Consider the following 23,504-nt stretch of genomic DNA (forward strand, 5'->3'; position numbering starts at 1 on the left):
TTCGCGGTTAAATTTTGTTCGAGATAAAATCGTTTTAGGCGCGGCAAGGGGTGTGTAGCCTAGTCATTCTGAGTAAATACCCCTTAACAAAGCATAAAACGATTTTAGCTGAACCCTTCGGGCAGCGTTTGTGGTTCATTTCTACTGCGTTATCGGCTTTTCATGTACGCTAGCTACACTTCAAAGCCTCTGCCTTGTATAAATTTCCCACAAACTGCTGCAAAAATCAGCTCGAAAGATCAACAGACCCTAAAGTTTGCATTGATAAAAAAGCGAGCCACCCAGTTCTCCCCCGAATAACTGGATGGCTCGCGAAGCTAACTCGCGACGATTATTGAGTTAGAAGTTGGTGTTTTGGAATACACACCTTTATTTTTTTAATTTGATTATCACGTTCAAACAGGTGCTTGCTTATCGATTCGCTCAGCAGTAAACCCTCGATGTTTTCAACCTTCCCATCTGTGAAGAAGCAGGTGATGGTTGCACGGTCTGATAACTCATAAACAAAAGGCACTTGGCAGTAGGTAAATGCCAACTGATTCTCATCAACTTTGTAGCTGCATCGTTCACCCAACACATTCAAACAATCAAACTGAGTCGCTTGAGAGAGAAACTCTTGTGGAGATAGCAGTGTTGGGTTGATGCCAATTGCCCCATTTTCCACTTCAATCCCCAGTTCTGTGAATCGAGTGATGACCTCTTCTTTTACCTGACCAGTCATTCCCGGCTGCTGAGCGCCCGCTTGTTTTGGCGTATGGGAGTATGGATCGGTTGGGAAGGCGCCGTAGTTATCTGGCGTTTTATTGAACCCAATACCGGCGCGAACTTGATAATAGTAGTGCGCCAATTGAGCGGTTTCTTTACTGCTTGGATCGAGATTGCGCGCGGCGAGATAGTTTTCCTGCACCGCCAGAAGCAGTTTTGACACCATGTGCCAGTAGATACAGCCCAGACCTTCATAGCCAAACATGGTGCCAGAGCGCCCAGTAAAGGCTTTATGATTGAAGACTTGTTCATAGAGGTTATGAACCGCCTCTTTCGCTTCTTCCGTCAGTGCTTTGTACTGATTGCTATCGATGCTGTTGAGCGCCGCAGCAAGGAACTCGGCATTTTCAAAAGCGGGGTTGAAGTGGACCGCGCCTGTTGCATCTTGATTCACAATGCGTTGGTCTCCCGCTTTGAGCATGGCAGACAACAGTGGTGATTGGGCAATCTGGTCCGCAGTGATTTGGTTTTTCTCCATGAAGCTTGGTAGATCGCGATCTGGGTAGAGCATAAAGCTGCGTTGATCGTCGCGATACATCTCGCTGGCAAAGAGGTTATCCAGCAAATTGACCGCCTCCTTCGGTGAAAGTACGCCTGAGCTGAGCACCGCGACTTGACCTTCAAGCATCGGGTACAGCTCTTCAATATTAAGAGTTTCGCCGCTGTAGGTGACAATGTTGTAGGCGTTGTACAAACCGTCTTGGCGTAAGTTGCTTTGAATGCTGGAGTCGAGCACATCTAGGCTGGTGGCCAGCATGTCGGAAATCGCGCTCACCTCGACTTGAGTCTTGCCCGAGAAACCTTTCATGCGGTAGACGCGGCTGCGGTAGAGTTCGAACGCTTTCTCTAGCTGGGTCAGAATGGCTTTGCGCGTTTGGCGAGTTACGGTTTCTTGGCGAATCTCTTTGCTCGCGTCTTGCAGCACTTTGTGAATCGAAAGCATCCAGTCGAACACTTCTTTCGACATGGAGATCGAATCCGGTGCCGATTCCAGCAGCGCTTGGGTAAAGGCGACGTAGCGACGCATGTAGTAGAGCGTGACCATGGATAAGCCGTTACCCACGATGGCATTGTTGGCATCGTTCCATTCCGGACGTTGAGTGTTCAGCCAAATACCGCCATCGAGCACGAGGTTGCTGAGTTTTGACAGCAGCGGAACCAAAATCTTTTCCGTCAAGTTGACCATGTAAACCTCATCGCCACCTTCCACGAGCAAGCGACCATCGCTGCCGAGCGCTTCGACACGTTGTTCAATCTCGTGTTGCAGCTCTTGGTCAAATGAGACCGTATCCTTCGGGTTCGCGAAGAGCTGCTCAACAGAACAGAGCTTGTAAGGGACGTTCGCGTAGCTGTAGATGTCGCTCGACAGTTGTTCAGTCAGCTGCGCACCCTGATACTTTTTCGCCAGCTCAAGGAACTTGAGTAGGTAGATGATCTGGTGATCACCCCAGTAGCCGATGTTGCTCCAAGGATCGTCAGGCTCAAGCAGTTCCCAGTCGATGCCATCTTTCGTAATGCGGTAAGGGTTGTAGCCATCAATGGTTGAGGCATTCACAAATTTAGCGATAAAGGATTGAATGAAACCAGGGTAGCTCAAAGCGATGGCTTCCCAGTTCTGGAAAATATCACGCCAGTTACCTTGATATGAAAGTAAGCGCTCACCATTTTCATCTTTGAGTTTGATTTCGTAGTGGTTCCAAGGACGACTCGGGTCACCGTGGCGACGACCAAACGTCAGCGGCAAGTACTCGTAACTGAGGCGGATAAGCTGTGGATCTTGGCTGTTTTTCGCAGCGGAGATGAGCTCGGTGTGAGTAAAAGAGTCGGGTAGGTCGGCGAAAAAGGCGCTGTGTTTTGCGGCTACTTTTTGGTTGGCGTTGCGCAGCGTCTTGAGTACATCTTGCTTATCTAAGTCGTAGTTGTTTTCAATCACACCGCCGCGCATGTTGTTAAACAATACGTTCGCATAGTGGTGAACGCTGGTGTTCTCTTCGTTGGTCAATTGCCAAGCGTCCGCGCCCGACATCAACTTAACTAAGTCATTTTGGTTGTCGGCGATGCTTTGCTCGACGTTTAATCGCAGATCCGCAGGTTTGTCTAACAGGCTAATAAGTTCGCTGACCGCTTGATGATTCTTGTCGATGTCAGCAACGATCAACCAGCCTTGTTTTTCACTTGGAGCAAGAGAAAGTGTTTTGTGGATCAGATAGCTGCCGCGTACGCCTTTTGTTAGTGGCTCACTGTTGATTGATTGGCCTTGGCGAAACGCGTTCACTTGTTCGCTGCTCAGTAACAGCTGGTGGTCTCCCTGATCAAGCGCAAAGACGGTGGTCGCAAGGAGAGATTCGGCAGGCTCTGCGCGATCACTCAGCTTGGCGTACATGGTGTAAAGCGCAAGCGAGGACGCTTCAACTTGTTCGTTCCATTTGTAGGCATCGACCAAGGCGCTACGAGTTTGCAATGCCTGCAAAGGCGCACCAGACGGCAGCAGGTTTTGTACCCCGTCGAGTACGTCCATATCACGAGTTTGGTTACTCAGGTTAGTGAACTCACACTGACGGACAAATCCGAAACGCTCACTCGAACTCCAGCGGTAGCTGAATTTCAATTGCAGAGAGTGGTTTATCTCTTCAAATACGATCTTGTCCCCGATGGTATTTTTGTAGAGATTACGCTCCGTTTGGTACAGGCCATTGTGGTGTGGGTTAAACGGTTCCCAGAGCATAACGCCGTTGTCTTGTTTGACTCGAACGATGGTTTTTGAGCCAGTGTTATCGGCACTCTCATGAATGTGATCGACCGAACGGTAAGGGAACAAGGCATTTTCTGGGCGAATGCGACCTGCCGAAAGCGCCCCCGTTGATGAGATAAACAGCCAGTGATCGCTGGCAGAAACCACACTGATAAAGAAGGGTTTCATCTGGTCAACGTTGCTGATTTTGTAAAATCGCTCACCGTCTAAGTCAACGAATTGACCGCCAATGGCTAAGTGAGATGGAGTAGCAAAAGTCATAATTTTTTCCTTGATACCTACATTTCGCTGATTTTGAGCAATAAGAACCGTAGCCAAGCTGTGAACCCGGTTCTTTAAGCTTAGAGCGAAATGTCTGTTTAAATCTGTTTATCGTTATAGGTGATGGCAGCGCGCGTAATGGTCTGGCCCGACTTGGGTTGGCTCGGGCACGGACTGCGTACATTGCTCAGTCGCTTTTAGGCAGCGACTGGCAAACGGACAGCCGACACTGCTGGGTTTCCACAGTGGGATGTCGCCTTTTTTCGCCATTAGCTCACGTTTTCCTGAGTTGCCCACTTCCGGTACCGCAGAAAGAAGTAACTGCGAGTACGGATGCTGCGGATTTTGCGTCACGCTGTCGCTGTTTCCCCATTCCACCATGTGCCCGACGTACATCACTGCGGTCTTTTCCGCGAAGTAACGCGCGGTAGCGATATCGTGGGTGATGTACATAAACGAAATGCCGTGTTTGTCTTTAAGATCTGACATCAAGTTCAAGATGCCGAGTCGAACCGACACATCGAGCATTGAAATTGGTTCATCGGCAAGGATGACCTCTGGATCGACGGCAATCGCGCGGGCAATCGCGACACGTTGGCGTTGACCACCACTTAGCTCATGTGGGTACTTTTCTGCCGTCTCTTTTACTGGTGACAGACCGACCAAGTCGAGTAACTCATACACCAGTTGTGGGATCGCTTCTTTGCTCGCACGATTGTGAATCATCAAAGGGCGAGCGATGTGATGATAGATGGTATGAACAGGGTTTAATGAGCCAAATGGGTCTTGGAAGATCATCTGCACTTGGCGTGCGTATTCAAGCTCACCATGCTCTTTGATGTACTCGCTGAGCTCTTGGCCTTTAAACTCAACATTACCGCCAGTTTTATCATAGATACGAGTTAAGACCCGTGCGCCAGTACTTTTGCCTGAGCCCGATTCACCAACAATGGCCAGTGCTTCGCCTTTACGCAGCTCAAACGATACGTCGTTTACGGCGCGCATAAGATTGCTTTTCACTGACTGACCGAGTGGAAAGTCTTTGACCAAGTTTTTCACCGAGAGAATGACCTCAGGATTGGTTGCGTTTTCCATGTTTTCTCTCCTGTTAAACAAGGTGGCAAGAGACTAAGTTGCCGTTGTTGACACGCGCCAATACAGGTTCTGCCTGTTTACATTGGGCAAAGCAGTCGTTGCATCGTTCTTGGAAGTTACAGCCTTGCGGAATTTGCAGTAAGTTCACTGGGTTACCCGGGATGCCGTACAAGCGCTCTTTTGGTCCGTGAATGGTTGGGAATGACGAAATCAGTCCTTTGGTATAAGGATGCTGAGGGTCACCAAAAACATTCTGGGCATCGCCAAGTTCAATCAGATTGCCTGCGTACATCACGCCAATTCGGTCTGCAATCTCACCCATCAAGCTCAAGTCATGGCTGATGAACAGAATCGAGAAACCAAATTTGCTCTTAAGCTCATACAGCTCATTGAGGATTTCGCGCTCGACCACCACATCAAGCGCGGTGGTTGGCTCGTCCATAATGATCAGTTTTGGCTCAAGGGCTAACGCGACTGCGATCACCACGCGTTGACGCATGCCGCCACTTAATTGGTGTGGAAAGCTCGCCATACGGTCGCCATGTATACCCACCACGTTCAGTAGCTCTACGGCACGGTCATACGCTTGTTTGTATGGAATCTTGCGGTGAGCAAGAATGACGTCGGTCAACTGTTCACCAATGGTAATCACTGGGTTGAGCGAGTTCATCGCACTTTGAAACACCACCGAGACGTCGTTCCAACGGAATTTACGTAGCTGGCGATCATTCATCTTCAACACATCTTGGCCGTTGTAGATGATTTCACCCTCGGAAATCAGTGCGGGCGCTTTGTGCAAGCGAGAGATCGCAAACGCGAGTGTGCTCTTGCCGCAGCCTGATTCGCCTGCAATACCTAAGGTTTCACCTGGTGCAATCGACAGACTGACGTTGTTTACCGCGCGAGCTACGCCATTTGGAGAGACATAGTCAACGCATAGATTATTGATTTCTAGTAACTTGCTCATCTTAGACCTCGGCGTTTATCGGCTTCTTTTTTCAGTTTGTGCCACAGCTTGATGTGCGGGCCGGTACGAAGTTTCGGGTTGCTCACTTGGTCAATCGACATATTGACGAGCGCAAGCGCACCGCCGGTAATTGCCAATGCCATCGCTGGTACCAGCATTTCCCACCACGCTCCGGTGTACAGCGCTGACGAGGTTTGTGCCCAGTAGAGCATGGATCCCCAGCTCACTTCGGTTGCATCGCCCAAACCGAGAATGCCTAGCCCCGCTTCTGAGCCCATTGCGTAGATCACCGTACCTAGGAAGCCGCCAAACACAATTGAGACAAGGTTCGGCAGGATCTCAACGAGGATGATGCGGATTTTGGATTCGCCCATCACTTCCGCAGAGATGATGAACTCCTTATTGCGAATCGCCATGGTTTGCGAGCGTATGACCCGCGCGCCCCACGGCCAGGAGGTGATCCCGAGGAGGATGGTTATCACCAGAGACCCGACTTGACCTAAGAACGCGGCCAGAACAATCAACAATGGCAATTGAGGGAAGACCAAGAAAACGTTGGTTAAAAAGTTCAAACGGTCATCAATTTTTCCACCAAAGTAGCCTGATGAGACGCCAATGATCACCGCAAGGCTCATGGCAATGATGCCCGCAGAGATTGCCACGGTTAACGATTTACGTGCGCCATAGAGCACTTGGCTGTAAACGTCGCGTCCGCTACGAGTGGTGCCAAGCACATGCTCTGCGTTGGGGGCGACATGTGGTCTTGCGACCCGTTTTTCTGGGTTATGCGTTGCCAACACTGGAGCAAAAATAGCGCCAGCCAACACAATAGAGAGTAACAGGCCGCCAATGATGGCTGGTGGGTTGCCATAAAAGAAAGCGTACACTTTGCCGAGCGATTTCTTGATTCGTTGCCACGAAAACTTTGATTCACGTTTTGTCAAAGCGTGGGCGGACGATGAAGTCGTGTTAATGAGTTTGTCCATGATGCACCTTAATTCGAAATACGTGGATCGAGCCAAACGTAGAGTAAGTCAGCGATGAAATTCGCAGTCAGAACCGCTGACACCAGAATGAGTAGAATGGCTTGAATAAGTGGGTAATCGCGCGCCACAATGCCTTTTAGCAAGATGTTGCCAAGTCCTTGGTAGTTAAATACCACTTCGGTCATGATCGAGCCTGCAAACGAGAAACCAATCGCCATCGCAATGGCTGTTGCGACAGGAAGGATGGCATTGCGTCCAGCATAGCGAGACATGACGCGGTAGCTGCTTAATCCTTTCGCTTCCGCCATGGTGACGTAATCTTCGCCCAAGACGTTGATCATCGCGTTACGCATGTTAAACACCCATGTTGAGATTCCGACGATCACCATCGAACCAACCGGTAATACGGCGTGTTTCGCGACGCTGGAGATAAACTCCCACGTAAAGCCGGGGTCGAGTGCTGGGTCATAGGTGTAGGCGAGGGGAAGCATCTCGAGTTTTAAGCCAAAGAAGTAAAACAGCAGCAGCGCAGTAACGATGTAAGGGAAGTTACTGATGAACGCGAGAACCGGTGGTACTACCTGACCAAAAAAGCCTTCGCGTCGGTAAGAGGCATAAGTACCAATACTGACACCGATGATAAGCGCGACAATCAAAGAGCCCAAGGCTAAGAACATAGTCCAAGGTAGGGCGTTGGCGATCACTTCAGAGACACTCACAGGGAACATCAGAACAGAAGGGCCAAGATCGAGGGTAAAAACACTTTTTATGTAAGCGATGTATTGCTCGAAGATGTTGCCATCCACAAAGCCATACATTTCGCGCACCGCATCCATTTGCGCAGGATCCATTCGACCTTGGGCTGCAGCAAACAAGGCATCCACGGGATCTCCGGGCATTAACCTTGGCAACATAAAGTTGAAGGATATGGCAATAAGAAAAGCGGTGAAATAAAAGCCAAATCGGCGAACTAAAAACGACATAACGAACCTTTTAACCTAGGAGCCTAACAACTTAGGCTCCTTATAATTGCTAGTGAGAGAGATTATTTAAGGTGTAAGTTGTTCAAAATAATCACGCGCTTACCGCCGTCGTACCAAACCGGTTGAACGTATGGGTCTTTTTCGTTCGGCCAACCCACCACTTTCTTGGTGCTGTATTGGAACCATGTCGGGTTTGAGAACAGTGGGATAAATGGCATGTTTTGAGCTGTGTATTCTTGCAACTCAGAGATCACCGCTTCTTGTTCTTGGGCATCACCAATCTTGCCGAAACTGTCGATCAGCTTGTCGATCTCTGGTGAGTTAATGCCGTGACCCGCGTGCCATGTTTTACCAATGCGCGACGTCGAGAAGTACTCTTGGTAAGCTAAGATTGGGTTGGTTGCCACCATCGACCAGTTGATCGACATGGTGTAGTTGCTCTCTTTAAGATTCTTGTCATACACCGCCCAGTCAACCGTTTTCACATTGGCTTTAATACCCACCTCGTCGAAGTATTCGGTGACCATTTGCACAACTTGAATCCAGTCGGTCCAGCCGTTCACCACTTCAATATCGAAAGAAATATCTGAGCCGTCGGCATTGTCGCGGTAGCCGTCGCCGTTTTTATCGACCAGTCCTGCTTCATCAAGCAGTGCTTTTGCTTTGTCTGCGTCGTAGCGCGTAAGGTAGCCGTACTTGTCGTTCACGTTTTTATCAATGTGCGTTTTATACAACTCTGCGATGCCACCTGGGTTGTAGTTGGCTGTTGGGTAACCGTAAGCGGCGATATCAACGATTGCTTCACGGTCTAGCGCCATTGAAAGCGCCTGACGAACACGAAGATCATCAAATGGCTTTTGCTTGGTATTTACGTAAAGGTGGATCGCGTCGTTTGCTGGGTACCAGAAGTGGTTGTTCGCTTTATCTTGAGCCACGAAGGTCGACTCAACGTCGGCAATAAAGTTGGAGCCCCAGTCAATTTCGCCTTTGATCAAAGCAGGTTGAATTTGTGAGTTGTCGTTGTACGAGCGGAAGTTGACACAATCTAAGTAAGGACGGCCTTCAAGGTAGTAATTTGGATTGCGACACAGTTCCATTTGCTGAGGCTTGAGGTATTTCACCACCGTCATTGGCCCGCTACCAACAGGGTTAGGGTTGGTAAATGTGGTGAGGTCATCAACTTTTGACCAGATGTGTTTTGGAACAATGTGGTAACGCTCTAGATTCCAAGCGAATGTTGAATCGGCTTTCGCTAACTCGAAAACCACCGTGGTTGCGTCTGTCGCTGTGATGGTTTGCAAGTTCTTACCCGACCAAATCCCTTTTTGGTCAAAGGCAGGCGCCTCTTTCGTAAGCATGAAGCTGTAGACCACGTCTTGCGCAGTTAACGGCGTACCATCAGACCATTTCAAGCCCTTTTTAAGTTTTAGGGTGATCGTTTTAAGATCATCAGAGTAGGCAAAAGACTCGGCTAGGCGGAAGTCTGTTTCACCTGTCATATTGTTGAAGACCATAAGTGGCTCAAACATGATGCCGTGGTACAGGTCTTTGGTAGTGTATGGGTTGAAGTTTTCCACAAAGCCTGTGTTGATGATTGGAACCGTCAGTGTTCCACCTTGCTTGATGTCTTCCGCTTGAGCCGCCGTTGAAAGCAGCATGCTGGCAGCAATGGTCGCGAGCAGAGTTTTCTTATGCATCACATTGTCCTTATTTCATTATTGGTTTGATTCATCCCCCGGAAGCGTTTTTCTTAAAAGAAAGCGCTTTCTTGGGGTTGTTTTAGCTTCATGAAGTCATGAATACAAACTTTTGTGTTCAAAATAGACCTTGGATCACAGATCATTGCTTTGTGCCAAGATAATGAAATTAGAATGAGATTTGATTTATTATTCAATATAATCAGTAATTTAAAATGATACCCCGCGTTTTTACTGTTAATGTTTTTGAGCGTTTTCGTGCTAGCTTGTTACAACAGGCAGGGTGAAATAAACGACATTTTTAGATGTCGATCACTCTTTTCTATGTGTTAAATTTGCGGATCTTCACAAATTTCACCAAAATTAAAGAAACCGCTTTCTTTGGTGGAGCAAAAAGGAAATTCTTAGCACTTCTGTCGTGCACTTAGGGGAATCTCGTGATCACTTTTTGGAACGGAAATAAGTCTGTTGCTAGGCAAGAATATGAGTATCAATTATTCGAGCTGTTGGCCACAGATAGCAAGGAATTAGAACCAATACATAACGACCTTACCGACTATCCCGCTGCGGAAGATGAAGGCGCTGTGTTTGACAGTGGCGCGGATGCGCTGGTGACGATTGCCGGAAACAAGAAGTTTGCTGGAAAACCCTTGATTGAAGTGAAGATTCCACTTTGTCGAGGGCTGCTTGGTTGGCGTTTAATGGTGGTTGCTCGTGAGCGTATCGACGAGTTTCGAGATTTAACATTGGCGCAATTGAAATCTAAACGAGTCGGTGTGCCTGCCACATGGGTCGATGCTGAGCTTTTTCGAGCCAACGGGTTTGATGTTGTTGAGCGCGGTTCGTTGGACGATATGCTGGGTTGGATCGAGCAGGGTGAGGTCGACTTTATGACGCTCGGAGTTAATGAAATCCATGACATTTTGGCTGACCCTAACCAGCAAACGCGTAATTTAGCCATCGAGCCAACACTGGCACTCTATTATCCATTTCCAGTTGTGTTTTATGTGAACAAAAACGGGGCACAGTTAGCTGAGCGCTTAGGGCAACAGTGGCAGGAAAAACAGCAAATGGTGGCGGAGCATTTCTTCGCTCACTATGGGGAAGCAATCGCAAAAGCAGACTTGGCTCATCGCCAGGTGATGACGTTAACCAATCCTATGCTGCCAGAAGGGTATGAGGCGCTTATTGAAGCGGACTTGTATCGGTTAACTGAGCCTTTTTGAGCCCACATGTGCATGTGAGAAAGCGGAGTGTATCCGCTTTTTCTCGACGATAGTTCTAAGTGGACGACGGCTCTAAGTGAACCGGTTATCTATCGCTATGACGAGCCGATCATTTCCGGCGGTTATAGCGTGCCGACGGAATCTCTCACAATGAGCTCTGGTTGAAGCTGCTTTTTCATATTCGCTGGGTTGTCTTGCACAATCGCTAGCACACCTCTTGCCGCTTCCCTGCCCATCTCTTCGACTGGGAAGTTAACGGTTGTCAATCTAGGGCGAATGTGGGCGCTGTGGTAATCATTGTCGAAGCCTACCACCGATAAGTCTTTGCCAATGGTGATGTTGCGTTCAGCAGCAACGTCATACACCGCAAGGGCAATATTATCGTTTTGACAGAAGACCGCGGTGATGTCTGGGGCGCGATCCAAAAGGCGTCGAGTGCGCTCATGGTTGCCATCATGGTCAAATCGCCCTTCAATCACATAGGACGGATTATAGGTGATCCCCGCTTCAGCAAGGGCTAGACGATAGCCTTGCAGTCGGTCTCGGCTATCCCCTTTACTGAGTTGACCCGTAATACAAGCGATTTTCTGATGGCCTTTGTCGAGTAAATGCTTGGTTGCAAGATAGCCGCCCAACTCGTTGTCGATAAAAATGCAGTTGTCAGCAATATCTGGGATAAAGCGATTCAAAATGATGGTCGCAGGGGTCTCTTTGACCACCTCAATGAGTTCGTCGTCAGAGAGTTTGTCTGAGTGCAAAATGAAGCCATCTACGCGTTTGGAGCGCAAAAATTCAATCGATTCGCGCTCTTTGGTGTGAGACTCCTGACCGCTAGTGACAATCAAGTGATTGTTGTTACGGCGAATGGTGTCTTCCGTGTGGTGCATTAAAGGACCATAGAAGGGGCCATCTAACGAGCCAACAAGCATGCCGATGCTGTTCGAACGGCTGGATGCTAATGCCTGAGCAAATGCATTGGGCTTGTATCCGAGTTGCTCAATCGCAGCAAACACTTTCTTACGGTTCGCTTCTTTCACAGTCGGGTGATTGTTAATTGCACGAGAGACAGTTGCTTGGGAAACTTTGGCCAACTCTGCGACTTCTTTTATTGTAATCAAGGCATTAACTCTTTTAAAAAGGGTGTCGTTATTCGTTTACGAGTGCATGGTGTTTTACTATTTACTCGCTTTTCTTGGAGGACTCTACATTTATCTCCATTTTACCCCATAAATGTGAGCACAAACCAAAGAAAGCGCTTTCAATATGATTTGGATCTCGTAATGTAGGGGTGTTATGTTGGCAAAATCGCCATATTCCAATGTTATTTCTAAGTCATTGATCAAATTAAGCGCAGTAGTATTGAGCAAAGACAGTCGAATGACAACTGGATATCATCAGGTGAGTGTTTAACAAAATTTACAAGAAAGCGCTTTCCTGTGTCAGATGATGAAATAGTGGAACGATATGGAAATGCACCCTATGCAAAAATTCAAACTTAAAAATAGTGCTCTACTGGTCTGTTTGCCTTTATTACTTGCTGGCTGTAACTCAGAACTGTTGGAGGAATCGAGCTCGACACCTGATAACACTGAGCGAGTGACGCTTGCTGCTCAACCTGCCCCTGTTGCCCCTTATCCCAATATCTATGGTTATGACGCTGCCGCGAGTCGTGCTTCGGGCTCTGATTTTCTGCTTGGCAATCCGGATTTTCAGGCTATCTCTTACGGAGCATTTCGCAAAGCTGTCCGTGACAGTGGCGACAATGCGCCGTCTGTTGAGGAGATAAAAGAAGATCTGCTGTTAATGGAAGCGATGGGAATCAAGATGATTCGTACCTATCACACGCAAGATTTCATTGATACCGAGCGAGTCCTTGCTGCGATTGATGCTTTCATGAATCCCGCGTCTCCGGACTATCGCGAAGGGTTCAAAATGTTTGTCATGTTGGGGATCTGGGTTGACGCAGTTAATGCTTGGGGTGGTGGTGACATCGATAGAACCCAAGGCAGTGCAACCAGCGAAGCGGAAATGGACAAGGCGATTGAACTGGTCAACCTCTACCCCGAAATCATCAAAGTGCTCGCTGTAGGGAATGAATCTATGGTCCATTGGGCAAACTATCATGTTTCCCCAACTGTGGTAACAGGCTATGTGAATCAACTTCAGGCTCTCAAAACGGCCGACTTTACCAAGGGTTATGACGACTTGGTTGATGAACTTCCTGCGGACGTTTGGATTACCAGTTCGGACAACTTTGCCGTTTGGGCGGGGCAAGGCGATTATGCTGGCGATGACTATAAAGCACTTATTGAAGCGGTCGACTATGTTTCGGTTCATTCGTATCCATTTCATGATACCCACTGGAATGGCGATTTTTGGGCGGTACCGTTGGATGAACAAGACTTGCCAAAACAGCAGCAGCTTGAGGCCGCCATGGAAAGAGCGCAAGCGCATTTCTTAAGTCAGGTCAAAATGGTTCAAGACAATGTGAATGCCATTGATGCAACGAAACAGATTCATATCGGTGAAACCGGTTGGTCAACCGTGTCGAGTGACGGGTTTGGGGCGACAGGAACTAAGGCATCGGACGAATACAAACAGAAACTGTATTACGACGGGTTGAGAGAGTGGTCAAATGAGTTTGGCGCCTCGCTGTTTTTCTTTGAAGCTTTTGATGAACAGTGGAAAGCGGGTTGGGAACACGCCGATGCCAACCATTCTGAAAAGCACTTTGGCATGATCGATATGAATGGCCAAGCCAAGTACCTGCTTTGGGATTTGGTTGATCAGGGAGCGTTTGATGGCTTGACTCGTGGTCAAGATGGTGATGGAAACCCGATTGCGATTAGCAAAACTTACGCAGGCAGCCTTGATGCTCTAATGCTCGATGCTCAGCTACCACCTTACGAAGAAGCACCAGTGAACAGCGACAGTTATTCAGTGATTGATGGCGCATTAGCTGACGGAATTAATCTCTATTGGTGGGGCGGGAACTCGGGAATCTATCTTAGCGAATCAGGCTCATCAATTATGGTGACAGGGGGTGCAGATAACTTCCCTGGCTGGTGGGGTGCGGGGGTTCAGCCTAGCGTTGAAGCCAACCTAACGGGATTTGAACAGGGCAGCTTACATTTTGATATTAAAGCGACGCAATCTCTAACCGATGTGACGTTCAAACTGGGCATGCAAACAGCAGGATCTGGCACCGTTAATCACTTCGTTCAAGTGGGTGGGAACACGGCGTACCCAATCTCTACCGAGACACAAAGCTATTCCATTCCTCTGTCACAACTTGCCAATTATGAGCAAATGGACCTTAGCGCCGTAGTGGCATTGATGTTCTTCCTTGGCGAAGTGGACGGAGCGGGAGAAAACTACATTCCAGATGGCGTAACAGTCGAAGTCAGCAACGTCTACTACTCGAAATAACCCCCATGATGTTTTAGGCGATAGGGCTCGGGTCCTATCGCACGTTAGAAAGGATAATTATGTTGGATAAAACACCGATTACTCAGCTTATGCTGACTGCGATTGCGGGCTCGATCATTGCGGGATGCACCAGTACTGCAGACACCCCAGATGCGTCATTTATCACGGGTAAAAAGCCAGTGGCATTGAAGCAAGAGACGATAACGCCGAGCGAAAAATGGCAGCTTGCGTGGCAAGATAACTTTGATGGCGAGCGTATTAACCCTCGCTACTGGTCATTGGAGCAAAATTGCTGGGGCGGCGGTAACAATGAACAACAGTGTTACACAGACCGAGAGCAAAACGCCTTTGTTAAAGACGGTTTTCTTCATATTGTGGCGCGCAAAGAGTCATTTACCGGTCCTGATAACCCAGACGGAGTAAAGGGAGGCGCGACCAAAACCTTGCCCTACACATCGGCAAGGCTGAGAACCAAAGGCAAGCGTGACCAAAAATATGGTCGTTTCGAGATTCGCGCCAAACTGCCATCTGGGCAAGGAACGTGGCCTGCGATTTGGATGCTGCCGACACAAAGCAAATATGGCACTTGGGCCGCCTCGGGGGAGATCGACATTCTTGAAGCGGTCAACCTGAACACTCAATCCGATGCGCCAGGCGCGAAACCGGGTGACGCAGAAAACCGAATTCATGCGACACTGCATTACGGTAAAGCGTGGCCAGATAACGTGCACAGTGGGCTGGGCGTTACCTTACCGAATGGGATCAACCCTGCCGACGATTTCCATACTTACGCTATTGAATGGGAAGAGGGCGAAATTCGTTGGTATGTAGACAACATTCACTATGCAACGCAAACTCATGAAGGTTGGTACGCTCAGTATGAACAAGACGGGCAGTTGGTGAATGCCGACACGCTTGCGCCATTCAATGAGAAGTTTCACTTATTGCTCAATGTCGCTGTTGGTGGTTCTTGGGCGGCCAATGCGAATGAAAAAGGCGTTAATAGTGACATTTTCCCGCAAACCATGTTGGTTGATTATGTCAAAGTGTACCGCTGCTCAGTTGACCGCTGGAAAGGGAAGGGCTGCGCGGCCACTTCAGAAAACGCCACCTTGGTAAAAGGAAATCAACCACCTGCTATTTTGGTTCAAGATGACAGCTATGCGAATGGACCCGAGTTGATAATATTTGAGGACTCACTCAACACCAGCTTAGCTTATGGCAGTTATGACCCGACTGATATTGTGGAACACGCGGAGGTTGATGAACCGAGCCGAGGCAAGGTGTTGTCTATCTCGAAACTCAATGGTGGAGGCAACCTCTATTTCCGCTCACCAAAGACCGATTTGTCGTCTTGGTTGGAATCTGGGGTACTGAGCTTTGACGTTAAAGTGGAGAGCATCGGTGCCGGTGTGGAGTTGGTCGTGAAGATGGACAGTGGTTGGCCTGCGACCAGTGATATTACGGTTCCTCTCGATGGGACGAGCGATTGGCAAACCATCTCAATCCCTGTTGCCGATATCATTGCAGGGGGAAACCGCTATGTTTCCGGTAGCGCCGATCCTTCCAACATCAATAACTTACTGGTATTTGAGCCGACCGGAGAAATGAGCATATTGCTGGATAACATCCGAATGACCAAGTAATCGCTGCTTGGCTCTTCAACCAACCCGTAAAATACCGCGCCTGATGCGCGGTATTTTTGTTCCTGAGCTTCTTATCATCAGATTGGAATTTGTGATCGATCTTAAAAGAAAGCGTTTTCTTTGTGATTTAAATAACTTTTTGTAGGGGGTGTGGGTGGGTATTCTGTCCTCAATCCAAACATGAATGGCAACTCTGTCTTCATTTGAGTCTGTATCGCTCTATTGAATGCCCTACGCTTTTGAATGCTGCTTATTTTTGGATTTTTATATCAAAACAAAAGAAAACGCTTTCTTTGGCGCGAAATAACATGGAGTTACTATGAAACTGTCTAAGATTACTCTTGCTTGCCTTATCGCGACGACTGGAGTCACCTCACTACCTGCGTTAGCGGAAAAATCCGAAGGATTCGAATTTCACGGTTATTTCCGTGCGGGTGTCCTTTACAGCAAAAATGATGACTTCAAGCGTGCTAAGTTCCCTGCATCGAAAGAGCGTTTAGGTCGATTAGGCGTAGAATCTGATAGCCACTTTGAATTGGCACTGCAAAAGAACTTTGTCAACGACGCGGGTCAGCAGATCCGAATCAAAACCCGCGCTGCTGCGGATAACGCGCAATACGCGACTAACCAGTTAGGTGCAAACGCCGATGCCACCAACAGCGAAATTGGTATGGCAGAAACTTTTGTTGAGTTTGAAGGTGTCTCCGATACCGGCGTTGTATGGGGCGGTAAACGATTCTACGGCAAAGATAACTACATCTTTATGACCGACTTTTTCTACACCGATATGTCGGGTACGGGTGTGGGTATCGAAGGTGTGGAGCTAGGTGGCAACAAATGGGATTTCGCTTACATCGCGAGTGATGACTCTGGTGATACCGGCTTTTGGGGTGACGGCAACAACATCATGCACGCGTTCCACGCTGGCGTGAACTTGGGTAGCGTCGAGCTGCATGCCATGGCGAAGTTTATGCCAGACAACATGATTGATTTAGGTTTTGGCGCGGGTGAAGAGGCCTTCGCGGAAAAAGGTTACGAGATGACAGCCATCGTTCATACCGACTCGGTATTTGGGTTGTCTGATAAAGGCTTTACCAAGTACATCGCCCAAGCGGGTAAAGGGTTGGGCTCGGGTAACCTGTTAGGTGGCACGATTACAACATACAATACTTACAAACCAGGCAGTGATTATCAAAGCTGGCTAACCACAGGTTCGGGCTGTGGCACTTCATGTGTTAAAGCGGTTGATGACAACGATACTTCTTTCCGCGCGCTCGCTTGGGGTGGCTATTTCTTCGATAACGGTGTGAACATCTTCCACTCGCTACAAACTCAATACAATGACTTTGACAATGGCGCGAGTGATGGTTGGGTGTCAGCGATGGTACGTCCTACCTTCCCTGTGTCTGACAACTTCTTTATCGCAACAGAAGCAGGCTACATGTTCAACTACGAAGATCGTAATGGCGAAAAAGCCGATTCTTACGATTACAAGTTAACTATCGCACCGACCATGGTCGTCAGCTCAGGCTTTGGTCCTAATCCAGAAATCCGCTTCCTAGCGTCATACCTTGACGGACAAGACCGTGACGGCAATGGCAAAGATGGCGACTTTATTGTGGGTATCCAAGCGGATATGTGGTGGTAACACACTGACGAGCGCAAATGTTGAAGGCGTCTTGTGGCCAAGAACAGGATGCCTTCCTTTTTCATACTATCCTTTTTCGTGTTGCAACTGTTCAGGCAAACACGTTCTGAAGACTTAGGGACTGCTCCTAACGCTCACTTAGCCGCTCATAGTAGCGGCTTTTTTTATTTCTTCACGCGGGGTGAGATGAAAGCGCTGCTTGTAGCATTTTGAGAAGTAGTTGCTGTCATGAAACCCAGATTGTTCAGCAATCTGTTGCACCGAGGTGAGTTTCTCTTCCGTAATCAGCTTATTGGCGTAGGACATTTGTAGTTGGCGGACGTACTGGTTGGGGGAACTGTTTAAATACTGTTTGAAAAGCCTCTCCAACTGACGCTGGCTGATGAATGCGGCATGAGCAATATGCTCAGGAGAGACCTCCCCAGACGTATAGTGCTGCTCGATAAAAACCATTGCGCGGCTCAACGCGTGTGTCGGTTTCGGCGCTGCCTCTTGCTGATCGGCGTAGATCCTTGCCAAGGTGATAATCAATTGCTGCATTAAGCTGTTGATCATCACTTCAAAGCCAGCTTGCCCCGTTTCGTACTCGACTCGGATTGATTCAAGAAGGTGTTTGATATCCGTCAACTGAGCTTGGGAGAGGGTCAACTTGGCTTGATAGTCAGTCGTTTGCCGCGCCAAAGGCTCAATATTGAACAGCGCTTGGTATCCCGAAAGAGCACGCATAGAAGGAAGCTCGAAGAAAGGGGCGTTGGCATCAAACATCAAGTTAATCAGCTTGAGATCCTTGACGTCTTTAAAGCCGTGTTCTGTTTCGCCCTTTATAACAAATACATCCCCTGCGGTGAGCGGATATTGGTAGTTTGCCACCAAGTGCTTGCCACTTCCCTCAACCACAAGAAAAAGTTCAGAAAAGTCATGTTGATGCAGCGCGAAATCGGACTGATGGTCGCCATCGACAAAGGCAAAACTTAGATGTTGGTGCCGTTGGTGTGAGCTAAGTCTATATCGGATTGCCATGTCGTTAATTTCCTTATTTGTGTCGCTTTGTTAGGAGATAAGCGAACGCGGTCAGCATACTATGCTTTGTATAAGAAGCACAGTGAGTCACTCACATTGGGCGACGCACAAGGTATTCATCATTCAATCATGTGGTCCATTATGCGAAACAAACAGATTCAATCCGCGCAACAGAACTTAGTTCCTGTCAGTCGTCAGGCGGCGACAGAGGGAATTGTCTTGCTTAAAAATGAACAGCATGCGTTACCGCTTTCTGACAATGATGTGGTGTCGTTGTTTGGTCGCTGCCAAATCGACACCTATCGAAGCGGCACTGGCTCTGGCGGTGCGGTGAATGTGCCGTACGCAATCAGTGCGCTCGACGGGTTAGCTGCACACCCTGCTATCACCCTTAATGCAGAGTTAGCGGCAACGTATCGACGTTGGGTTGACGCGCATCCTTTTGACGACGGCGGTGGCGGTTGGGCGGCAGAGCCTTGGTTTCAAGAAGAGATGCCCGTCACTTCAACTTTAGTGACTGAGGCGGCACAAAACTCGACTAAGGCGATTGTGTTTATTGGTCGAACGGCGGGCGAAGATCAAGACAACGACGACCAGCCGGGCAGCTATCGATTGACCTCCCAAGAAACTCAGATGCTCGTCGAAGTGTGTCGACATTTTGATTGCGTGATTGTCGTGATGAACGTGACCAACATTATGGATATGTCGTGGCTGGAGACGCTAGAGGGGCATGAGTCAATCAAAGCGGTGATGTTCAGTTGGGCTGCGGGTATGGAAGCTGGAGATGCGCTGGCTGATGTCTTATCCGGTACCGAATCACCCAGTGGTCGATTGACTGATACCATAGCCTACCAGCTTGAGCACTATCCATCTTCCGCCAATTTCGGCGACAAGCGGCGCAATGTCTATCAAGAAGATATCTATGTCGGGTATCGCTACTTTGAAACTTTTGCGCCGCAACACGTCCAATTCGAATTTGGCTTTGGTCTGTCATACTGCGATTTTTCTAAGCGGGTACTTGATTTCCGTGTTGAGGGGGAGGGAGCAAAAGCAGCGTTACATGTCGACATTGAAGTCACCAATACAGGTGATCGTTTCTCGGCGAAAGAGGTTGTTCAGCTCTATGTAGAGGCGCCTCAAGGCAAGTTGGGTAAACCTGCGCGCGCTTTGGTCGCCTTTGATAAAACACTCAAGCTGGCTCCTCATACGTCGCAAGTGCTCCATCTGGTGGTACCTATTGATCGACTCGCATCGTATGACGATAGTGGGGTAACGGGTCACAAGAGTTGTTATTTGCTCGAAGAAGGCGAGTATCGTTTCTATCTTGGTGGCAGCGTGCGTAAAGCACAGCCAATTGCTGAGACTTGGTGTTTGGCCACTTTATTGGTGATTGAGCAATTACAGGAAGTTTGTGCGCCTATAGAACCTATTGAGCGATTAAAACCTAGTCAAATGAATGAGCACGCGGTCTATGAGACTCGCTACGAAGTGACGCCAAAGCGAACTGTTTGTATGCGAGAGCGCATAGAAGCCAATCAGCCGCGCGAGATCGCGCAAACGGGAGACGTGGGCTTAAAACTGGGTGACGTTAAATCAGGTAAGGCTTCTTTAGAGGCGTTTGTTGGTCAATTATCGGCGGAACAAATGGCGATTTTGGTGCGTGGAGAAGGGATGTGCAGTCCTAAGGTGACCCCAGGTACAGCGGCCGCATTTGGTGGCGTGTGTGACAGTCTGTTCGAATTTGGCATTCCTATTGCCGCGGCTGCCGATGGGCCTTCCGGTATCCGCATGGACAGTGGACACAAAGCAACGCAAGTCCCAATAGGGACATTGCTAGGCTGTACATGGAACCGAGAGCTTAACCAACAACTGTTCAATCTCATTGGTCAAGAGTTGCGTGCCAATCAGATTGATACTTTGCTTGGCCCCGGGATCAATATCCATCGCCACCCATTAAATGGTCGCAACTTTGAGTATTTCTCTGAGGACCCATTTTTGACTGGCATGATGGCATCGGCTCAAACGCTAGGTTTACACCAAGCGGGCGTGTCAGGAACGATTAAGCACTATGCGGCGAACGATCAAGAAACGGCAAGGGTAGACGTGGACAGCGTGATGTCTGAGCGAGCCTTGCGTGAAGTTCACGTCAAACCGTTTGAGATGGCGGTGAAACTGGGTAAAGCGTCGACAATCATGACCTCCTATAACCCGGTTAACGGCCATTGGGCTGCCTCAAACTACGACCTCAATACCACCTTGTTACGTGAAGAGTGGGGATTTAGCGGCATAGTGATGACCGACTGGTGGGCGAAGATGAACAACCCCATCTCGGCTGGAGAGGAGTCAAAAACCTACACCTCCTACATGCTGCGGGCGCAAAACGATCTCTATATGGTGGTTGAGAATGATGGGGCGCAGCGCAATACCATGGAAGATGACACCCTTGCAGCACTGGAGTCGGGAGCCTTAACCCTTGCAGAGTTGCAACGCAGTGCGATGAACATTTGTCGCTTTATCCTGAACGCGCCGGTGATGGAAAGACCGCTTACCGCTTATGAGCCAATCAAACGCTTTAAAGCCAAAACACAGACGGAGATAACTACTGCGCATCCAGTCGATGTACCGATGGAGCTCGGCGCCTCACAGAATATCGAGTTGGATATTGTGGTCGAACAGGCGGGTATTTACCAATGCCAAGCGGTGATGAAATACTCGCGAGATGCGTTGGCTCAGTCCTCATGCAGCCTTTACATTGATGATGAGTTCAGTATGAGTTTGGCAATTAACGGCACAGGTGGGGAGTCCGTGCGCGTTGATGGTCTTCAGGTTCAACTGGAAAAAGGCCAGTACCATCTGTCGATAGACTTCGTCAAACCGGGGGCAGAAATTGAAACCCTAACTTTCAACCTGTCTTAGCACCGTTTTTGGCTCTGGGTGAAGCCTCTACAAGTCTGTGGGGGCTTCCTGAGCCAACTGTTACTAACTCAATGAGCATCTGAGTGTTTACTCAAACTATGCGTGATTCACTATTTGTACCATCAATCAAAAGGCTCGTTGTTGTTAGGGAGTGGTATGAATAGTAAAAACAAAGCGATTGTTGCGGCGGCTGTGTTTGGGTTCGCGCTGTTGATGATGCAGTTAGAGGTGGGCGGTGTCGTGATGTTCATTATTGCAGTGATGGCATTTTTCACCTGCGCGCTGCAGTCAATCATGCATCTGACGGGGTATAAAAATGGTGATGCGTTTGAGGTTTATCAGGACTCGGAGAACATAGAAGCAAGAGCGCTGGCTAACTTAACCAAAGACAAAAAAGAGTGTCAGAAATCGCGAGATTAACAATAAAAAGGCCTGCAATCGCAGGCCTTGTTGATTCTATTAGGCGTAGCTTAATTTGTGATGCTGCATTTCAGTTCGCATCCCCATCACTAAGCTGACACACATGACCAATAAGATCACGGTGAACGGTAAGCCCGTCGAGATGGTACCAGCTTGAAGTGCTTGAATCGCTTCGGTACCGCCAACCCACAGTAATACTGCGGCAATAGCACCTTCGATGGAGGCCCAGAAAATACGCTGTGGTACAGGGGCATCAACTTTACCACCAGAGGTAATGCTATCAACAACCAGTGATGCAGAGTCCGAAGACGTGATAAAGAACACCATGATCAACACAATCGAAATCACCGATAAGATCTCACTCATTGGCATCGCTTCATACGCGTAGAAGAGTGAAAGGGTGATGTCACTGAGCCCGTTTTCACCGAGTTCGCCCACTTTGTTGATCACCTGTTCAATGGCAATACCGCCAAACGCCGACATCCAAATTAGCGTAATACTGGTTGGGATTAAAATTACTGCGGTAATGAACTCACGTACGGTACGACCTTTTGACACGCGAGCGATGAACATACCGACACATGGTGACCAAGAGATCCACCAAGCCCAGTAAAAGACGGTCCAACCATGCATCCAGGCTTCATCTTCACGGCCATGAGGGTTACTCAGGGCAATGACATTCTCCGCATAGCCCATCAAGGTATCTGGAATTGAGCCCAGTGCAGCGGCTAAACCCGCCAAAATTACAAACATCAGTAGGGCAAAAGCGACAATCAAGTTGGTGTTGCTGAGTACTTTTACTCCGCCATCGATACCGCGTACCACAGAGACAACTGCCAGTGACGTGACAAACGCAATCACACCCAATTGCAGGCTAAGGCCAGTTTCAAAGCCAAATACATGACCAATACCGCTCGCTGCTTGTTGAGCGCCAAGGCCTAGAGAGGTCGCAAGACCAAATAGAGTCGCGAGTACGGCTAGAATATCGATGATATGGCCAAACCAACCCCAAGTACGGTCACCCAGTAGTGGGTAAAACACGGAGCGGATGGAGAGTGGTAAGCCCTTGTTGAAGGCAAAGAATGCCATGGCTAAGGCAACCACTGCGTAGATTGCCCAAGGGTGTAAGCCCCAGTGGAACATGGTCGCGCCCAATGCCACACGTACTGCTTCTTCAGAATATGGCTCGACATTTAACGGCGTTTCATACCAACCAGTAAAGTACGCAACGGGCTCTGCCACGCCCCAAAACATAAGACCGATACCCATGCCAGCGGCGAACAGCATCGCAATCCACGACAAATTGGAATGCTCCGGTTTGGCTTCTACACCACCGATACGAATTTTACCGTATGGAGATAACGCTAAGCCAATACAAAAAATGAGGAACAAGTTCCCAGACCACATGAAGAGGTTGTCAAAACTTCCGATGATTTGCCATTTGATACCATCAAGAGAGGCTTTCGCTGTTGCAGGATCCACAACAAGCAAGGCAATTAAAAAGAGGATGATTAATCCGGCACTGGCACCAAACACAGGGTTGTGAACGTCAAATCCCCATTTCTGGACGTTGTCCTGACCCACAGTGTAATCAGTGTTTTCGATGCTATACCTATCCTTAGTACTACTCATTTATCCTCGCAAATAGTTAGAGTTCGAAACAAAAAATCGCGACAAGGTTAACAGAAATAGT

General features: G+C 48.5%; 15 protein-coding genes. 6 read left to right on the forward strand and 9 right to left on the reverse strand.

The genetic code is table 11. The annotated features are described in order from the left end of the window. Positions 1-331: 331 nt before the first annotated feature. From ACUALS_RS14970 to ACUALS_RS14995, 6 genes are all read right to left on the reverse strand, one after another. Positions 332-3,778: a hypothetical protein gene (locus tag ACUALS_RS14970; RefSeq protein ID WP_454449729.1), complete on the reverse strand. Its 3,447-nt coding sequence runs from the start codon at positions 3,776-3,778 to the stop codon at positions 332-334. A 114-nt stretch (positions 3,779-3,892) separates the two neighbouring features. Next, positions 3,893-4,873, reverse strand: a complete 981-nt coding sequence (locus ACUALS_RS14975) for an ABC transporter ATP-binding protein (protein WP_038135361.1) — start codon at positions 4,871-4,873, stop codon at positions 3,893-3,895. 13 nt (positions 4,874-4,886) lie between these two features. Continuing rightward, on the reverse strand, positions 4,887-5,840 hold the full coding sequence (locus tag ACUALS_RS14980; protein WP_005469434.1) for an ABC transporter ATP-binding protein: 954 nt from the start codon (positions 5,838-5,840) through the stop codon (positions 4,887-4,889). Beyond that, on the reverse strand, positions 5,837-6,826 hold the full coding sequence (locus tag ACUALS_RS14985; RefSeq protein ID WP_038135358.1) for an ABC transporter permease: 990 nt from the start codon (positions 6,824-6,826) through the stop codon (positions 5,837-5,839). The genes ACUALS_RS14980 and ACUALS_RS14985 overlap by 4 nt, the downstream gene beginning before the upstream one ends. An 8-nt stretch (positions 6,827-6,834) precedes the next feature. Further along, on the reverse strand, positions 6,835-7,809 hold the full coding sequence (locus ACUALS_RS14990) for an ABC transporter permease (RefSeq protein WP_005469054.1): 975 nt from the start codon (positions 7,807-7,809) through the stop codon (positions 6,835-6,837). A 62-nt stretch (positions 7,810-7,871) separates the two neighbouring features. Then, positions 7,872-9,506, reverse strand: a complete 1,635-nt coding sequence (locus ACUALS_RS14995; RefSeq protein ID WP_005469375.1) for an ABC transporter substrate-binding protein — start codon at positions 9,504-9,506, stop codon at positions 7,872-7,874. 437 nt (positions 9,507-9,943) lie between these two features. Between ACUALS_RS14995 and ACUALS_RS15000 the strand changes: the two genes are divergently transcribed. Next, complete coding sequence (locus ACUALS_RS15000) at positions 9,944-10,732, forward strand: hypothetical protein (RefSeq protein WP_454449730.1); 789 nt, start codon at positions 9,944-9,946, stop codon at positions 10,730-10,732. Positions 10,733-10,854: 122 nt separating this feature from the next. Here ACUALS_RS15000 and ACUALS_RS15005 read toward each other — a convergent pair whose 3' ends face one another. Continuing rightward, positions 10,855-11,850: a LacI family DNA-binding transcriptional regulator gene (locus tag ACUALS_RS15005; protein WP_005469176.1), complete on the reverse strand. Its 996-nt coding sequence runs from the start codon at positions 11,848-11,850 to the stop codon at positions 10,855-10,857. Between the two features lie 361 nt (positions 11,851-12,211). On the opposite strand from ACUALS_RS15005, the gene ACUALS_RS15010 reads away from it, so the two are divergent. The 3 genes from ACUALS_RS15010 (at position 12,212) to ACUALS_RS15020 (ending at position 17,455) form a co-directional block, all read left to right on the forward strand. Next, on the forward strand, positions 12,212-14,161 hold the full coding sequence (locus ACUALS_RS15010; RefSeq protein ID WP_454449731.1) for a hypothetical protein: 1,950 nt from the start codon (positions 12,212-12,214) through the stop codon (positions 14,159-14,161). A 59-nt stretch (positions 14,162-14,220) separates the two neighbouring features. Further along, on the forward strand, positions 14,221-15,807 hold the full coding sequence (locus ACUALS_RS15015; protein WP_454449732.1) for a family 16 glycosylhydrolase: 1,587 nt from the start codon (positions 14,221-14,223) through the stop codon (positions 15,805-15,807). A 319-nt stretch (positions 15,808-16,126) separates the two neighbouring features. After that, positions 16,127-17,455 carry a carbohydrate porin gene (locus ACUALS_RS15020; RefSeq protein WP_038135342.1) on the forward strand — a complete coding sequence of 443 codons (1,329 nt, stop codon included), beginning with the start codon at positions 16,127-16,129 and terminating at the stop codon, positions 17,453-17,455. Positions 17,456-17,593: 138 nt separating this feature from the next. Here ACUALS_RS15020 and ACUALS_RS15025 read toward each other — a convergent pair whose 3' ends face one another. Beyond that, the gene (locus ACUALS_RS15025) at positions 17,594-18,475 is read right to left on the reverse strand and encodes a helix-turn-helix domain-containing protein (protein WP_454449733.1); all 882 of its coding nucleotides are present in this window, start codon (positions 18,473-18,475) and stop codon (positions 17,594-17,596) included. A gap of 141 nt (positions 18,476-18,616) precedes the next feature. Between ACUALS_RS15025 and ACUALS_RS15030 the strand changes: the two genes are divergently transcribed. Then, positions 18,617-21,391 (forward strand): glycoside hydrolase family 3 protein, encoded by a 2,775-nt coding sequence (locus tag ACUALS_RS15030; protein ID WP_454449734.1) that lies wholly within the window; start codon positions 18,617-18,619, stop codon positions 21,389-21,391. Between the two features lie 156 nt (positions 21,392-21,547). Next, on the forward strand, positions 21,548-21,811 hold the full coding sequence (locus ACUALS_RS15035; protein WP_334474493.1) for a hypothetical protein: 264 nt from the start codon (positions 21,548-21,550) through the stop codon (positions 21,809-21,811). Between the two features lie 39 nt (positions 21,812-21,850). Here ACUALS_RS15035 and ACUALS_RS15040 read toward each other — a convergent pair whose 3' ends face one another. Beyond that, a complete protein-coding gene (locus ACUALS_RS15040; RefSeq protein WP_454449735.1) occupies positions 21,851-23,443 on the reverse strand; it encodes a BCCT family transporter in 1,593 nt (530 codons plus the stop codon). Positions 23,444-23,504 lie beyond the last annotated feature (61 nt).

It is taken from the genome of Vibrio sp. NH-7 (assembly GCF_053643215.1).

Excerpts from the sequence above, each read along its gene's own strand:
- ACUALS_RS14970 (WP_454449729.1), bottom strand. The coding sequence starts at position 3,778 with ATGACTTTTGCTACTCCATCTCACTTAGCCATTGGCGGTCAATTCGTT.
- ACUALS_RS14975 (WP_038135361.1), bottom strand. The coding sequence starts at position 4,873 with ATGGAAAACGCAACCAATCCTGAGGTCATTCTCTCGGTGAAAAACTTG.
- ACUALS_RS14980 (WP_005469434.1), bottom strand. The coding sequence starts at position 5,840 with ATGAGCAAGTTACTAGAAATCAATAATCTATGCGTTGACTATGTCTCT.
- ACUALS_RS14985 (WP_038135358.1), bottom strand. The coding sequence starts at position 6,826 with ATGGACAAACTCATTAACACGACTTCATCGTCCGCCCACGCTTTGACA.
- ACUALS_RS14990 (WP_005469054.1), bottom strand. The coding sequence starts at position 7,809 with ATGTCGTTTTTAGTTCGCCGATTTGGCTTTTATTTCACCGCTTTTCTT.
- ACUALS_RS14995 (WP_005469375.1), bottom strand. The coding sequence starts at position 9,506 with ATGCATAAGAAAACTCTGCTCGCGACCATTGCTGCCAGCATGCTGCTT.
- ACUALS_RS15010 (WP_454449731.1), top strand. The coding sequence starts at position 12,212 with ATGCAAAAATTCAAACTTAAAAATAGTGCTCTACTGGTCTGTTTGCCT.
- ACUALS_RS15015 (WP_454449732.1), top strand. The coding sequence starts at position 14,221 with ATGTTGGATAAAACACCGATTACTCAGCTTATGCTGACTGCGATTGCG.
- ACUALS_RS15020 (WP_038135342.1), top strand. The coding sequence starts at position 16,127 with ATGAAACTGTCTAAGATTACTCTTGCTTGCCTTATCGCGACGACTGGA.
- ACUALS_RS15025 (WP_454449733.1), bottom strand. The coding sequence starts at position 18,475 with ATGGCAATCCGATATAGACTTAGCTCACACCAACGGCACCAACATCTA.
- ACUALS_RS15030 (WP_454449734.1), top strand. The coding sequence starts at position 18,617 with ATGCGAAACAAACAGATTCAATCCGCGCAACAGAACTTAGTTCCTGTC.
- ACUALS_RS15035 (WP_334474493.1), top strand. The coding sequence starts at position 21,548 with ATGAATAGTAAAAACAAAGCGATTGTTGCGGCGGCTGTGTTTGGGTTC.
- ACUALS_RS15040 (WP_454449735.1), bottom strand. The coding sequence starts at position 23,443 with ATGAGTAGTACTAAGGATAGGTATAGCATCGAAAACACTGATTACACT.